The sequence below is a fragment of the Synechococcus sp. MIT S9504 genome (assembly GCF_047497135.1).
GTDB lineage: Bacteria > Cyanobacteriota > Cyanobacteriia > PCC-6307 > Cyanobiaceae > Synechococcus_C.
Window position 1 is genome coordinate 1,018,925 of record NZ_CP138942.1, and the last position, 12,216, is coordinate 1,031,140.

Genomic DNA, 12,216 nt, shown 5'->3' on the forward strand with positions numbered 1-12,216 from the left:
TTGGCATCTCAGGTGATTGGAGCAAAATATGCTTTTTCAATGTTGTGTTGTTCAGGCTCTTTGTTTACACGGCTTGGACACTTGGTCGGGTTGGTGTTGCTGCCATCCAATGATCGTCTTCTTGGGTGGGTTCAATAGTCGTTCAATCAAGTCATCGTCATCAGCACTGTTTGTGAATGAACGTCATCAGGAGTTGTCCGCTTGTCTGATGACAACCCTTTCAGCAGCTGATGGGGAATGCTTTCTGAATCCAGGGGGCTGATCTTGAGCGCTGTTGATGCAAAGAGTGATCCCGGTCGCTGGGCGGAGCAGCGTGCTCTCAATCTGTTGAAGAACCGTGGCTGGAGCTGCCTGGCTCAGCGCTGGGCCTGTCGTTATGGCGAACTTGATCTGATGATGATCAAACCGGGTCGCTCCGGGCCACGCATGCTGATGGTTGAAGTCAAGGCCAGGCGGCGATGCGGCCTCGATTACTGGGGGGTGAAGGCTTTTGTTCCGATGAAACGCAGACGCCTGGCGCGGACCGTTGCCTGTTGGCAGTCGTGCAACCCCTGGAGTGATCAGGGGCATCTGGAGGTGGTGCTCGCGCTGGTACCGCTACCTCCCAGTTCCAGGCCTGTGCGCTGGATCAGGGTGCCAGAGCTTGGGATTACCTGATCAGAACTTCAATCCTCTGCACAGCCTGAAGAAGGCCTTGCGGAATATCACTGATGACCAGATCGGCAGAACGTTGAAGCGGATGGATATAGCGCCGTTCCCCAGGAAACATGTTCAGCAGCATCTGGCGAAGCACAGATGGCACTGAGCGCGCACGTTCGCGCACATCGCGTCGCAGTCGCCGTATCACCCTGATTGGGAGGAATGCGCTCACATAAATCAGAAGATCAGGATGGAGATGATTCATCAGCAGCTGCGGACCAAAGGCTCCCTCCAACAGCACGACGTCGCAGGTTGTCTTCAGAGACTCCCAGCTGACGGCCCTGGTGCTCATGTCGTAACGACGTCGATGCTGCAGACGGCGCTCGAGCAGAGCCTGAACGTCTCCGATCAGTGCATCCCTATCGATGGCATCGACCGTGTCGAATCCATAGATCGAATTCGGTGTCCAGTGCTCGCGGTAGTAATCGTCGGAGCCGATCACCAAAGCAGCAATCCCGCTTTGCGCGAGCGACGTCTTCAGCTCCTTACTGAAGTGGGTCTTGCCTGCCGCTGAAGGGCCTGCGATCAAAATCAGCAGGGCCGGTCTGGTCATCAACCGCCCGAAGTCTGAACAACAGCATCATCGCGTTCTGCATGCACCCTTTCCGCTCCTTGATGCTGCCGCTCAGCACTGTCTCCGCTCAGCACTGTCTGCGCTGATGCACAGTGAAACCATGCCCCGCATGACATGAGCTTCGCAGGACATACGGCCCGCAAACGGTTTGGTCAGCACTGGCTTCGGGATGAACGGGTTCTGGATCGGATCCTCGAGGCTGCAGAGCTGACGCTGGCGGATCGTGTGCTGGAGGTAGGGCCTGGCCGTGGTGTCCTGACCGAACGTCTGCTCAGCAGTCCTGCTGCCTTCGTTCACGCTGTTGAGTTGGACCGTGATCTCGTGGCAGGTCTGCGTGCGCGTTTCGGTCCCAAGCCGCGGTTTTCGCTCTGTGAGGGGGATGTTCTTGAGGTGCCTCTGACGCTTCCGGACGGCGCTCTGGCTTCCAAGGTGGTGGCGAATATTCCCTACAACATCACAGGGCCCCTGCTCGATCGTTTGATCGGTCGTCTGGATCGGCCCGTCGAGCCTCCCTACGAACGACTCATTCTCTTGGTGCAAAAAGAGGTGGCAGAGCGCATTCGTGCCCGTCCCGGACACAGCAGTTTCAGTGCTCTGAGCGTGCGTCTCCAGCTTCTGGCTCGTTGTGCAAGCGTTTGTCCTGTGCCGCCTCGTTGCTTTCAGCCACCTCCAAAGGTGCAGTCCGAGGTCATCCGGTTGGATCCCTTGCCGGCGGATCAGCGCCCAGATCCGGATCTCTGCCGTCGGGTGGAACGATTGCTCAAACAGGCTTTTCTCGCTCGACGCAAGATGTTGCGAAACACGCTTGCCGGTGTCAAACCTCCGGATCAGCTCCACGAACTGGCACAGCAGGCGGGGATTGATCTGCAGCAGAGGCCTCAGGAGGTGGCACCTGAGAGCTGGGTGGCCCTGGCCAGGGGATTGAGTCAGGCGGAAACAGGCGAGTGAGCTGCCGAAGCGGGATCGATGTCTGCGCCTGTCTTGGATCTGCGATCCGCAAGGCATCGTGCCCACGATTCCCTTTGAAAACTGGGCTCTGACCGTGGTTTAGCCTCCTGAATTCGGTCGGAGTCCGGCCAACTCCGCTGCGTTCTGTTCATGACGGCTCCGGTTTGCGTCAGCGCTCCGGCCAAGATCAATCTGCACCTCGAGGTGCTTGGCCTGCGCAGCGACGGGTTTCACGAACTCGCCATGGTGATGCAGAGCATTGATCTCGCCGATCAGCTCGATTGCGAGAACACCGCTGACGGGACTCTTTCCCTCAGCTGTGATCAGCCCGAACTCAGTTGCGGTGACGACAACTTGATCATGCGGGCGGCCAGGCTGCTGCGACAGCGATCCGGATTCTCAGAGTTGGGTGCACGCATGCATCTGCGCAAACGCATTCCCATCGGCGCTGGTCTCGCGGGAGGTTCCAGCGATGGTGCAGCAGCGCTGGTTGCACTGAATACGCTCTGGAGTCTTGGGCAGACCCTCTCCCAGCTTGAGACTCTTGCTGCCGATCTCGGATCCGACATGCCGTTCTGTGTTGCTGGCGGCACCCAGCTCTGTTTTGGACGAGGAGAGCGGCTTGAGCTGCTGCCAGAACCGTCCGTGCCGATGGGTGTTCTGTTGGTGAAGGATCCGTCCATCAGTGTCTCGACTCCGTGGGCCTATGGCGAGTGCAAACGCCAGCGTTTCGATCACTACCTCGATGGTGAGTCAGCCTTTGAGCAGCGTCGTGAAGAGCTTCGATCCTCTGCATGGCTGCACCCTCTGCGAGCTGAAGCTCCTCCGCCATTGCGCAACGACCTTCAGGCCGTGGTGGCACCGCAGAACTCCTCGGTGCGAAAGGCGCTGCAGCTCCTTGAGGCATTACCGGGCCAGTTGCGGGCGGCCATGAGTGGTTCAGGGCCGAGCTGCTTTGCTCTGTTCCCCAACTTCGCTGCGGCTGAACAAGCCCGTCAGCGAACGACCGAGCTGTTTCTGGCAGAGGGTTTGCAGTCCTGGAGTTGCTCACTGTTGCCACACGGCGTCAAGCTGGCGGCATGAGTGACAGCAACACAGCCTCAGCGAAACCCCGTAAAGGACCACTCAGTTTCCTTTCGGGATCCATCACCAGCCTGGTTCTGGCCTGGTTGAGTTTTGGCCTGAGCAAAAAAGTCGTGATCTATCTGTCAACTCACTCTTCGAATTTCAGCAGCACCACAGCGCAGAACATCGCTTCTGCCATGAAGACTCTGTTCATTGGCATGTGTTTTCTGGCCACATTCAGCTTTGCCTTCATCGGAATTGGTTTGTTCCTGGTGTTTCTTCGCAGTCTTTTCATGAAAGACAAGCTGGACGCTGCCTAGCCTCAGCCAAGATCCCTTGCAGCCATGACCCCCCACGATCTCGGTCAGCTGGTACTGCTGCTGTCTCCAGGTCTGCTTCTTTCAGTGCTGCTGCTGGCGACCTTTGCCGCCGGGGGCTGAACACACCTGGACTGAGATAGCTTGGCCGCTGACGCCGGCATGGCCGGGATTGCAGCAACGCCGTGGCAGGGACGCTTCTTTTTAACGCACTTCGCGAAGCCATCGATGAGGAAATGGCCCGTGATCCCCACGTCTGTGTGATGGGAGAGGACGTAGGCCATTACGGCGGCTCCTACAAAGTCACCAAGGATCTCTACGAGAAATATGGCGAACTGAGGGTTCTCGACACCCCGATTGCCGAGAACAGTTTCACCGGAATGGCTGTAGGTGCCGCGATGACAGGCCTGAGGCCGATCGTGGAGGGCATGAACATGGGATTCCTGCTGCTGGCCTTCAATCAGATCTCCAACAACATGGGCATGCTCCGCTACACCAGCGGCGGCAATTTCACGATTCCAACGGTGGTGCGGGGGCCGGGCGGAGTTGGTCGACAGCTGGGAGCTGAACACAGTCAGCGGCTCGAGGCTTATTTCCATGCCGTGCCCGGTATCAAGATCGTGGCCTGCAGTACGCCAACCAACGCGAAGGGTCTGATGAAGGCTGCCATTCGCGACAACAATCCGGTTCTTTTCTTCGAGCATGTGCTGCTCTACAACCTCACGGAGGACCTACCGGCAGGCGACTACACCTGTGCCCTCGATCAGGCGGATCTGGTCAAGGAGGGCAGTGACATCACGATCCTGACCTACTCAAGGATGCGTCATCACTGCCTCAAGGCTGTGGAACAGCTCGAGGCCGACGGGATCAGTGCCGAACTGATTGATCTGATCAGCCTCAAGCCTTTTGATATGGAGACGATCGCCCGCTCGATCCGCAAGACCCACAAGGTGATTGTGGTGGAGGAGTGCATGAAGACTGGCGGCATCGGTGCCGAGCTGATCGCTCTGATCACCGAGCAGTGCTTCGATGAGCTCGATGCCCGGCCGATCCGGCTGTCCAGTCAGGACATCCCCACTCCCTACAACGGCAACCTCGAGAATCTGACCATCATCCAGCCGCATCAGATTGTCGAAGCGGCTCAGACCATTGTTCGTCAGGGGCTCTGATTGATGGCCCGCCAACAGGGCTGGTTCGCCCTCATTCTTGCGCTTGCTATCGCGGCAGCAGCGGTTCTGTCCAGTTTCCCGCTGCAGCTCGGACTTGATCTGCGCGGGGGCAGTCAGCTCACGCTCGAAGTCCAGCCGGCGGGGGAGATCACCACCATCGGCGCCGAACAGATGGAGGCGGTCAAGGCGGTGCTCGATCGCCGTGTCAACGGCCTGGGTGTGGCTGAATCCACACTGCAGACCGTTGGTGATGATCAGCTCGTGCTGCAGCTGCCAGGCGTCACCGATCCGACCCGCGCCGCAGACGTGCTTGGAAGCACAGCCTTGCTGGAGTTCAGGGCTCAGAAGGAAGGCACGCAGGAGGAAGTGCAAAGCCTGCGACAGCTGAGGGGGCAGCTGCAGAGTGTGCTGGCCACGCGCACTGAGGATGAGGCCTCTGAGCTTGACCCCGAGCAGCAGCAGGAGCTAGCCAACCGTCAGAAGGAACTGGGGCTTGATGGAACGGCCAAGACGGAAACCGATCAGCTGCAACAGCTGTTGGCAAAAACCAACCGGGAAATTCTCGATCGATTCGAACCCACGGCTTTCACCGGCAAGCAACTGATCAGCGCAGGTCGTCAGCAACAGCAGAACGGCTCTGGTTGGGAGGTGACCCTGAATTTCAATGCTGAGGGTGGTGAGAAATTCGCTGAACTCACCCAGTCGATCGCCGGCACGGGGCGTCTGCTTGGCATCGTTCTCGATGGTGAGCTCATCAGTGAAGCCAGCGTCGGTCCCCAGTACAAAGCCGCTGGAATTTCGGGGGGCACGGCGTCCATTTCCGGCAATTTCACGGCAGAAGATGCACGTGACCTTGAGGTTCAACTGCGGGGTGGTTCGTTGCCTTTGCCGGTTGAAATCCTTGAAGTGCGCACCATCGGACCGTCTCTTGGTGCTGAGAACGTCCGTCGCAGCCTGATCGCCGCCCTTTCAGGTCTTGTGTTGGTCGGCATTTTCATGCTGCTGATCTACCGGCTTGCAGGAGCTGTTGCGGTGATGGCCCTCAGCCTCTACGCCTTGTTCAACCTCGCGGTGTATGCCCTCATCCCCGTCACGCTGACGCTGCCAGGCATCGCCGGGTTCATCCTGAGTATCGGCATGGCGGTCGATGCCAATGTGCTGATCTTCGAGCGCATCAAGGACGAACTACGGCGCGGCAACACCTTGATCCGCTCCATTGAAACAGGTTTTTCCGAGGCCTTCTCATCGATTGTTGACGGCCACCTCACCACGTTGATCAGTTGCGCCGCACTCTTTTTCCTGGGCACTGGTCTGGTCAAGGGCTTTGCGGCGACTCTCGGCATCGGCGTTCTGCTGAGTCTGTTCACGGCTCTGACCTGTACGCGTACGTTGCTGCGCTTCCTGATGAGCTATCAGGGCTTGCGGCGTCCAACGAATTTCCTGCCTGCAAGGCAACTTCCCAAGACTGCGTCCTGAGCCATGGCTTTCACTTCACACGAAACCGATGTGCGATCTCTGCGCTTCCCCCTCACCAGCCGTCGAAGGCAGGTCTGGTTGGTGTCAGCCGTTTGTCTGCTGCTGAGCCTGCTCGGAATTGTGCGCTGCTGGACGGACCCTCAGATTGGTTTGCCGTTGAGGCCCGGTCTTGACTTCACTGGAGGAACCCAGATTCAGCTTGAGCGCAGCTGCTCTGACAGCTGCGATCAGCTCAGCACCGTCGCCGTCGAAGCTGAGCTCCAGCAGATCAAGCTGCCAGTTCAGGACGGAAAAGCATTGCCCAAGCTGGAGAACGCTCGCGTTCAGCTCCTCGATGCAGGTCAGTCTGTCGTGCTTCGCATGCCAGCTCTCACTGCGGGCCAAGGGCAAGCTGTGATTGAAGCACTTGAGCCGGTTGCTGGGCCTTTTGAGCCTGGTGGACAGTCCGTTGACACGATCGGTCCGAGCCTTGGTGGACAACTGCTGCGCAGCAGTCTGATTTCCCTGCTGGTCGCCTTCACGGGGATCGCTCTGTACATCACTGTTCGCTACGACCCTCGCTACGCCTTTCTGGCCCTGGTGGCTCTGGCTCACGACATCGTGATTGTGTGCGGCGTGTTCGCCTGGCTCGGACTCATCACAGGTCTGGAAGTTGACAGCCTGTTTGCCGTTGCTCTGCTGACCATTGCCGGATACTCCGTGAACGACACGGTTGTCGTTTTCGACAGAATTCGCGAGCGCCAACGCATCGATGGTGACCTTCCTCTCTCGGTGCAGGTTGACCGTGCTGTTTCAGCCACGCTGACCAGAACCATCTACACAAGCGGCACCACACTTCTGCCCCTGGTTGCCCTCATTCTGTTCGGCGGTTCAACGCTCTACTGGTTTGCCATTGCTCTCGCGCTTGGTGTGGTCGTTGGCAGTTGGTCCAGCATTGCCCTGGCGCCCTCTCTTCTGAGCATCTGGCCATCTCGGTCCGCTGCAGCTGCCAGTGCCTGAACGTTCAGCGACAGCACGAGTCCGCTCCCAGCGCTGGATACCGCTGCTGTTGCTGCTGCTTGCTCTGAGTGATCTCAGAACAGAACTGCGATTGTTGGCGGATCAGGTCACCCTGACGGCTCTGATCTTTGCGGTACGCCATCATTTGCTTGCTGTGGTTGTGCTGGTGTTGCAACCTTCGCTTTGGTTCCACTACGGCCCGCGCCATCGGCGCGTCAGTAACGAAATTGTCGATACCCTCTGACCTCCAGTGAGTTCTGCTGTTCTCTGCTGACTTCCTCATTCCTGTCAACGTCGTATTCAATGCAGTTGAGACGTCGATAAGAACTCACAGGAGTGCATGTTCGGCGCGGGCGTTGACTGGTCTGAACACGAACATCCTCAATGACTTTGGTGGAGGGAACACCGCCGGTATCACCTGCACCCGATGCGGTCGAATTCTCGTTGGGCGGTAACTGCTGAAAGGAACAGAGTTCTTTGGCAAGATCCGTAGCCGCTTGATTGAGACAGGCTTCATAGTCCGCCTCAATCAGGGCTCTGCGCTTCTCATCAGCCAAAAGCTCGAGTTTGCGCCGTTCCTGGCGGGTGAGGGGAATAGTTCTGCGGAAACGCTGTGTGGTCTTGACCGTGAAGGTGCCCCCCTCCTCGATCCAGCGTTCGGCTTCCTGCTCGGCCTGCGCTTGAGTTGGATAGGAGGGGAGAAGCTCCTGATGCTCCAACGTTGAACTGGTTCGACGCAGGTTGGAGTAAAAGAAGCCGGCGTAGATCAGCAGGCCTACCACTCCGCTTCCGGCCACCGTTGCGAACAGACTCAGGGAGGAGGGCCGGTCCAGGGATCCTGCTCAGAAGCCGTCGAAAACTAGCAGTCTGCCTCTGGTGTCTGCAGCGCTGACACGTTGTGCTGTCACGGTTTTGCCTATTCTTCCCACATCGTGAGCAAGAACCGCCATGTCACTTGATCTGGACGCCAAGAAGACACTGTTGCGGAAAATCCCTCATGGGTTGTTCATCTGCGGCGTCGCGGAAGGTGATGAGGTGAATGGATTCACTGCAAGCTGGGTCACCCAGGGTTCATTCGAGCCGCCTCTGGTGGTGATGGGGGTGCGTGCCGACAGCACCAGCAACGGCATGATCAAGCGCACGCGTCGTTTTTCGCTGAACGTGCTGGCTGCCGACCAGAAGAATCTGGCTGCGACATTCTTCAAGCCCCAGTCCGCGGTGGGAGGCCGGTTTGAGGCTGCGCCCTTTGAGCTCGGCTCCCTTGGTCTGCCGATTCTGAAAGATGCCCTGGGCGGTGTTGAGTGTGAACTGGTGGGTGAGCTGGCTCACGGTGATCACACTGTCTTCATCGGTGAAGTCAAATCAGCGGTGCTTCACAGAGATGGAGATGCCCTTGAGCTGAGCACCACCGGCTGGCAGTACGGCGGTTGAGTCTTCTTGGGCTGAAGCTCTGAAGACCAGATCTGAATGGCGTCTGCTTCGACATGGACAAGCGTTATTCAGATTTTTTCTCTGAAGCTGCTGGTTGTTGTTGCGTCTTGAGGATGACTCCCGACGTTTGTAGTGAGTTCTTAATGTGTTAAAAGTGAGTAGTTGAAGATTATCTATGCTTCGTAGAACATTTATTGGTTTAACAACATTTACATTTTTGTATTGGGCAGTTTTGGATTGATGAAGCGCTCAAAAGCAGAAGGACGAAATAACAACATTCAAAATCAATTTGTCAACACTCAGGTTTCTGAAACCGCCAGTGTTTTGATTAACTTCTTCCAAAGATATGGCTATAGGTTGGTTCAATCCGGGCCCTTGGTGGCCGGCCATGAGTTTAACGGAGGTTTGTAATTTGACGACAATCTCCGGCTGATTAGCGTCAATGACTTTTGTATACAACCGACTTCACGGGGGGAAGATGTCAGCGAAAAGTCCAGGCCAGGGACGCTTCCGCTCTTTCACATAATCAGCCTGGGATCACTGGACGGTAGCAAGCCCAATCAAAGTGTTGACCTCGCCCTGAAGTTGTTGGTTGGCCGGATCGGCCTCGCGCCTGATCGATTGAAAATCACTGGAACAGAACATGTCCTGGCTCATTTGCCTTTGCTTCAAAAATACGGAATTCAACAATCGCAGATTCGCTTCGTTGACTTGAATGAGGCTCGGATGGCTGGAAAAGGATCAGGCTATTTTGAACTCAAGGGTCATCCCCGTTCGCCGTCCTTGCAGACGTATTCGATTGAATATGTTTTGCCCGACGGCCAGGAAATTGAAATTGCTGAGATTGGCCTCAACACAGACTGGGGTTTTGGTGTAGGTGTCGAACGTTTGACAATGGCTCGTCACGATCAGGCACTGACCTGGGATCAAGCCCTCAAGAGTTTCAGGACTTCGGTTCAATCAAGCGCTGATCGTCAAAATCTCCCATTGCCTGTGGGGTACTACAAAATCCTTGAGCTCTCGCAACCGGCTTGAAACGATTCAGACGCTTAGGTCCAGCGGTCCATGATCTTTTTAACCACAACCTGCTCCATCCCCACCTGAAGCACCACCACCAGAGGAAGCGCCAGTAAAACCCCAGGTAGTCCCAGCAGAGCACCCAGGCTCAGCTGGGAAGTCAGGGCAACCGTGGGCAGGAGATTCACGGTGCGCCTGAGCAACAGCGGTGTGAGAACGAAGGCTTCCAGGTTCTGCAGTGCAAGTCGCAGCACCAACACCTGAAGCATTGTTCCCGGTGAGATCATCAACGCCAGGCTGAGAGGCAGAAGCGTTGCCGCTGTGGGCCCGATCGTCGGCACGAAGGTCAGCAGTCCACAGACCAAAGCAGAAAGTAGGGCCAGGGGAATGCGCAGAATTGCCAGACCTGCCCAGGTGCAAAGAAACATCGCCAGGGCAGAGAGGGTCATGCCAGCCAGCCAGCCACCCAGAGCGGTGCGGCACTGGTCCAGCAGATCCTCCATGGATGCGCGGGCTGGCCGCGGAGTTGCAGCAATCACCATGCGTCGGTGTGCTGAGGGGTCCAGGGCAAGCAGCACAGCCAGCAGGCTCATCAGCAGCACCTGAACCAGGCCATTGGCCGCTCCACCAGCCACGCCGAGCAATTGAAAGCCGAACGGTTGAATGCGCTCCCAGCTGAATTGGTCGGGCAGGCTGCGCGCCAGCTCACCAAGCAGGGGCTGACTGGACAGCAGGGCCTGAACCTGGCCGAAAAGCGCAGGCAACAGGGTCGTGAGCTGTTCGAATTGGTTGATCAGCTGTGGCAGCAGCAGCTGCATGACCAGCAGCCCCCCAATGATCCCGATCAGCAGCACCGTCAGCAGAGCGAGCGGACGGGGTAATCGGTAGCGCTTGATCAAATGGTCAACGGGAACATCGAGGGCGACAGCCAACACCACGGCACCGAAAAGCACCAACAGCACCCAACGCAGCTGCCAGGTCAGCAGAGCAAGCACCACAAGGGTGAGAGCTGCCAGCAGATTGCTTGGATTCATGCGGCCGCGCGACGCTTCTTCCATGGATCCAACAGGTCGTGGATCACGATCTCCCGGATCAGCACCTGTATCACCACTGCCAGAGGCAGGGCCATCAGCAACCCCAGCGGTCCAAACAGCACCGTGAAGATGAACTGTGCAGTCAGTGTGAGGCCAGGAAGCAGGTTCACCTGGTGCTGCATCACTGATGGTGTGATCACGTAGCTCTCAACGTTTTGAATGACCACGTAGAGACCCAGGACGGCAAGAGCCTTCCAAGGGGCGTCAAGCAGAGCCACCGCCATGGGGAACACAGTGCTGAGGGTGGGCCCCACATTGGGAATGACGTTGAGCAAACCAGCCAGCAGAGCGTTGGCCATCACCAGCTTCACGCCAAGCAGGGATAGTCCGATTCCCGCCAGCAGCCCCACGCACAGCGAACTGATCAGCACTCCGATCATCCAGCTGCTCAGGGCTTCGCCACATTGCAGAAGAATGGTTTTGGCCCGTCTCCTATAAAAAGACGGCACCAGCTGAATGGCCACATTGCGATAGGACTCCGGCTGAATCGCCACCATCAGAGCCACTGCAAACATAAGCACCAGCTGAATCAGTCCGTTGCCGAGATTGCTGGCAAGACCCAGCAAACCTTTGATTCCTCCACTGACGCCGGAGGCTAGAGCCGTGCTGTTGGGGAGAGATGACATGTCACCCGGAGCGAACCGAGCTCCGCCATCAGCTGAATCACCTGCTCCGTAGACGAGTGATGAGGCATGGTTGAGCCATCCCATCACGATCTGTTGGAGCTCGCGGGCCGCAGCAGGCAACTGCTGTAGCAGCTGTTGAAACTGACTGAAGAACGGCGGAATGATCACGGCCACTGCAACAGCCACGATCAAAACCAGACCGAGAAGACAGATGATCAGGGCCAAAGGCCTCTGGATCGTCCATCGCCTGCGCAGGGCGCCTACAAGAGTGCAAACCGCCATGGCCAGAACCACAGCTGCGAAGAGATGAATCAGAACTTCGCGGAGGCTCCAAAGCAACAGCCCGGTTGTCAGCAATGCCGCAAGTCCGAGCCAGTGCTGAAATTTCACCCGTTTGTTCCTTCCTCACTGGATTCATTGTCGCCGGAGTTCTGCGAATAACCCATTCCATTGGCATCCGCATAACGTTGCGCAAAGCGCATAAAACGTTCGAAATCCGCTTCGCTTTTCCAGGTGTAGGTCGCTTCCAGAGCAAAAGCCTTGCCGTTCACGAAACGGCCGTTCACTTCACGGGTCACCATTTCGCCTTCTTCATCCACCATCCACATGCCGGCGATCGCTTCCATCGTTTCCGGTGCGAGTGCCTGCGGTTCCTCGAAAACAAAGATGGCCTGCCCGGTGCGACCATCGCGGCTGCGGGTCATGCGGATATCGGGAACAACCGGCTCGTCAGTGCCGCGGAAGAACTGAATCGCCGCCTTGTCACCTTCTGCCATGGTTCATCAACTTGGAGGTGTGGAT

At 57.3% G+C, this 12,216-nt stretch carries 15 protein-coding genes; 10 read left to right on the forward strand and 5 right to left on the reverse strand.

Annotated features, from left to right (window positions below; genetic code table 11):
• The first annotated feature begins 237 nt into the window (after window positions 1–237).
• Complete coding sequence (locus SIB58_RS05875; RefSeq protein ID WP_066906406.1) at window positions 238–657, forward strand: YraN family protein; 420 nt, start codon at window positions 238–240, stop codon at window positions 655–657.
• Here the strand turns inward: SIB58_RS05875 and SIB58_RS05880 are convergent.
• Window positions 650–1,252 carry a uridine kinase gene (locus SIB58_RS05880; protein ID WP_066906405.1) on the reverse strand — a complete coding sequence of 201 codons (603 nt, stop codon included), beginning with the start codon at window positions 1,250–1,252 and terminating at the stop codon, window positions 650–652. The genes SIB58_RS05875 and SIB58_RS05880 overlap by 8 nt on opposite strands.
• Before the next feature lie 135 nt (window positions 1,253–1,387).
• Between SIB58_RS05880 and rsmA the strand changes: the two genes are divergently transcribed.
• From rsmA to SIB58_RS05915, 7 genes are all read left to right on the forward strand, one after another.
• The gene (rsmA, locus tag SIB58_RS05885) at window positions 1,388–2,221 is read left to right on the forward strand and encodes a 16S rRNA (adenine(1518)-N(6)/adenine(1519)-N(6))-dimethyltransferase RsmA (RefSeq protein WP_066906404.1); all 834 of its coding nucleotides are present in this window, start codon (window positions 1,388–1,390) and stop codon (window positions 2,219–2,221) included.
• 150 nt (window positions 2,222–2,371) lie between these two features.
• On the forward strand, window positions 2,372–3,304 hold the full coding sequence (gene ispE, locus SIB58_RS05890; protein WP_066906402.1) for a 4-(cytidine 5'-diphospho)-2-C-methyl-D-erythritol kinase: 933 nt from the start codon (window positions 2,372–2,374) through the stop codon (window positions 3,302–3,304).
• Window positions 3,301–3,606, forward strand: coding sequence for a DUF3082 domain-containing protein (locus tag SIB58_RS05895; protein ID WP_066906400.1), 306 nt, complete (start codon window positions 3,301–3,303; stop codon window positions 3,604–3,606). The genes ispE and SIB58_RS05895 overlap by 4 nt, the downstream gene beginning before the upstream one ends.
• A 182-nt stretch (window positions 3,607–3,788) precedes the next feature.
• Window positions 3,789–4,772, forward strand: a complete 984-nt coding sequence (locus tag SIB58_RS05900; protein WP_066906398.1) for a pyruvate dehydrogenase complex E1 component subunit beta — start codon at window positions 3,789–3,791, stop codon at window positions 4,770–4,772.
• Between the two features lie 3 nt (window positions 4,773–4,775).
• Window positions 4,776–6,248: a protein translocase subunit SecD gene (secD, locus tag SIB58_RS05905; RefSeq protein ID WP_066906396.1), complete on the forward strand. Its 1,473-nt coding sequence runs from the start codon at window positions 4,776–4,778 to the stop codon at window positions 6,246–6,248.
• A 3-nt stretch (window positions 6,249–6,251) separates the two neighbouring features.
• Window positions 6,252–7,247 carry a protein translocase subunit SecF gene (secF, locus tag SIB58_RS05910; RefSeq protein ID WP_066906394.1) on the forward strand — a complete coding sequence of 332 codons (996 nt, stop codon included), beginning with the start codon at window positions 6,252–6,254 and terminating at the stop codon, window positions 7,245–7,247.
• Window positions 7,240–7,491, forward strand: a complete 252-nt coding sequence (locus tag SIB58_RS05915; protein WP_066906392.1) for a hypothetical protein — start codon at window positions 7,240–7,242, stop codon at window positions 7,489–7,491. The genes secF and SIB58_RS05915 overlap by 8 nt, the downstream gene beginning before the upstream one ends.
• Here SIB58_RS05915 and SIB58_RS05920 read toward each other — a convergent pair.
• Window positions 7,463–8,044, reverse strand: a complete 582-nt coding sequence (locus SIB58_RS05920) for a hypothetical protein (protein ID WP_231857020.1) — start codon at window positions 8,042–8,044, stop codon at window positions 7,463–7,465. The genes SIB58_RS05915 and SIB58_RS05920 overlap by 29 nt on opposite strands.
• A gap of 151 nt (window positions 8,045–8,195) precedes the next feature.
• Between SIB58_RS05920 and SIB58_RS05925 the strand changes: the two genes are divergently transcribed.
• Both SIB58_RS05925 and SIB58_RS05930 read left to right on the forward strand, forming a co-directional pair.
• Window positions 8,196–8,678: a flavin reductase family protein gene (locus SIB58_RS05925; RefSeq protein ID WP_066906390.1), complete on the forward strand. Its 483-nt coding sequence runs from the start codon at window positions 8,196–8,198 to the stop codon at window positions 8,676–8,678.
• A 588-nt stretch (window positions 8,679–9,266) separates the two neighbouring features.
• Window positions 9,267–9,713 carry a hypothetical protein gene (locus SIB58_RS05930; protein ID WP_156486565.1) on the forward strand — a complete coding sequence of 149 codons (447 nt, stop codon included), beginning with the start codon at window positions 9,267–9,269 and terminating at the stop codon, window positions 9,711–9,713.
• A 14-nt stretch (window positions 9,714–9,727) separates the two neighbouring features.
• On the opposite strand, the gene SIB58_RS05935 is transcribed toward SIB58_RS05930, so the two are convergent.
• From SIB58_RS05935 to psb28, 3 genes are read right to left on the reverse strand one after another with little or no spacing between them, the layout of a single operon-like run.
• Complete coding sequence (locus SIB58_RS05935) at window positions 9,728–10,729, reverse strand: AI-2E family transporter (RefSeq protein WP_066906620.1); 1,002 nt, start codon at window positions 10,727–10,729, stop codon at window positions 9,728–9,730.
• Window positions 10,726–11,805 (reverse strand): AI-2E family transporter, encoded by a 1,080-nt coding sequence (locus SIB58_RS05940; RefSeq protein WP_067325693.1) that lies wholly within the window; start codon window positions 11,803–11,805, stop codon window positions 10,726–10,728. The genes SIB58_RS05935 and SIB58_RS05940 overlap by 4 nt, the downstream gene beginning before the upstream one ends.
• Window positions 11,802–12,191, reverse strand: a complete 390-nt coding sequence (psb28, locus tag SIB58_RS05945; RefSeq protein WP_066906382.1) for a photosystem II reaction center protein Psb28 — start codon at window positions 12,189–12,191, stop codon at window positions 11,802–11,804. Before psb28 ends, SIB58_RS05940 begins: the two co-directional genes overlap by 4 nt.
• Between the last annotated feature and the right edge of the window lie 25 nt (window positions 12,192–12,216).

Coding starts and splice junctions, on each gene's coding strand:
- SIB58_RS05875 (WP_066906406.1), top strand. CDS start 238: ATGCTTTCTGAATCCAGGGGGCTGATCTTGAGCGCTGTTGATGCAAAG.
- rsmA (WP_066906404.1), top strand. CDS start 1,388: ATGAGCTTCGCAGGACATACGGCCCGCAAACGGTTTGGTCAGCACTGG.
- ispE (WP_066906402.1), top strand. CDS start 2,372: ATGACGGCTCCGGTTTGCGTCAGCGCTCCGGCCAAGATCAATCTGCAC.
- psb28 (WP_066906382.1), bottom strand. CDS start 12,191: ATGGCAGAAGGTGACAAGGCGGCGATTCAGTTCTTCCGCGGCACTGAC.
- secF (WP_066906394.1), top strand. CDS start 6,252: ATGGCTTTCACTTCACACGAAACCGATGTGCGATCTCTGCGCTTCCCC.
- SIB58_RS05925 (WP_066906390.1), top strand. CDS start 8,196: ATGTCACTTGATCTGGACGCCAAGAAGACACTGTTGCGGAAAATCCCT.
- SIB58_RS05895 (WP_066906400.1), top strand. CDS start 3,301: ATGAGTGACAGCAACACAGCCTCAGCGAAACCCCGTAAAGGACCACTC.
- secD (WP_066906396.1), top strand. CDS start 4,776: ATGGCCCGCCAACAGGGCTGGTTCGCCCTCATTCTTGCGCTTGCTATC.
- SIB58_RS05880 (WP_066906405.1), bottom strand. CDS start 1,252: ATGACCAGACCGGCCCTGCTGATTTTGATCGCAGGCCCTTCAGCGGCA.
- SIB58_RS05935 (WP_066906620.1), bottom strand. CDS start 10,729: ATGAATCCAAGCAATCTGCTGGCAGCTCTCACCCTTGTGGTGCTTGCT.